Origin of the sequence: Vibrio sp. 1562 (genome assembly GCF_033340155.1) — a bacterium.
Lineage (GTDB): Bacteria > Pseudomonadota > Gammaproteobacteria > Enterobacterales > Vibrionaceae > Vibrio > Vibrio alginolyticus.
Genome location: NZ_JAWOVY010000294.1, coordinates 1 through 733 on the forward strand (window position 1 = coordinate 1; position 733 = coordinate 733).

2 protein-coding genes are annotated in these 733 nt (G+C 45.6%); one reads left to right on the forward strand and one right to left on the reverse strand.

The genetic code is table 11. The features are described from left to right. On the forward strand, positions 1 to 159 hold a 159-nt coding region (locus tag R7Z49_RS24750), incomplete at its 5' end, for an SPOR domain-containing protein (RefSeq protein ID WP_318112338.1). A 44-nt stretch (positions 160 to 203) separates the two neighbouring features. Here R7Z49_RS24750 and R7Z49_RS24755 read toward each other — a convergent pair. Continuing rightward, on the reverse strand, positions 204 to 677 hold the full coding sequence (locus R7Z49_RS24755) for a peroxiredoxin (RefSeq protein WP_005477269.1): 474 nt from the start codon (positions 675 to 677) through the stop codon (positions 204 to 206). Positions 678 to 733 lie beyond the last annotated feature (56 nt).

Here is a 733-nt window from a genome sequence, read left to right on the forward strand (position 1 = left end):
CGTTGGTATACGGTGACAGCTGGTGATTTTAAATCGAAGCAAGAAGCCTACAATGCGCTTTCGTCGCTGCCAAGCCACGTGAAGCAGTCATCTCCGTTTGTACTGACTTTTGCAGAGATGCAACGTAAGCAACAAACTAGTGTCGTGAGAATGCGCTAATCGCCTGAAAAAAACGGAAGCTTGAGCTTCCGTTTTGTGTTTTCTTAAAGTGCTGCAAGAATAGTTTCTGCATTACTTACTTCAAATTCACTTGGCTTTTCAACGTTAAGTGTTGTTACTACGCCGTTTTCAATGATCATCGCGTAACGTTGTGAGCGAACGCCGCCAAAGCCGCCAGTATCCATTTCCAAGCCTAGCGCTTTAGTAAAGCTAGCATCACCGTCACCTAGCATCAAAATCTCAGAAGCGTTTTGAGCTTCACCCCATGCGTTCATTACGAATGCATCGTTCACCGCCACACAAGCAATTAAATCAACGCCTTTGGCTTTTAATTGATCTGCGAGTACTACGTAGCCTGGTAGGTGAGCTTCTGAGCAAGTTGGAGTGAATGCGCCAGGAACCGCGAATAACACCACTTTCTTGTTCGCGAACAGTTCGGTCACATCGTGGTTGACCATGCCATCGGCAGTCAGTTCACTTACGGTTGCAGAAGGTAGTGCTTGGCCTTGTTGAATCATGATTTTCTTCCTTTATTAAGTGCTTTGTTGAGCTTTTTCAGTCTAGCGCTTAAGTC

Coding starts and splice junctions, on each gene's coding strand:
- R7Z49_RS24755 (WP_005477269.1), bottom strand. CDS start 677: ATGATTCAACAAGGCCAAGCACTACCTTCTGCAACCGTAAGTGAACTG.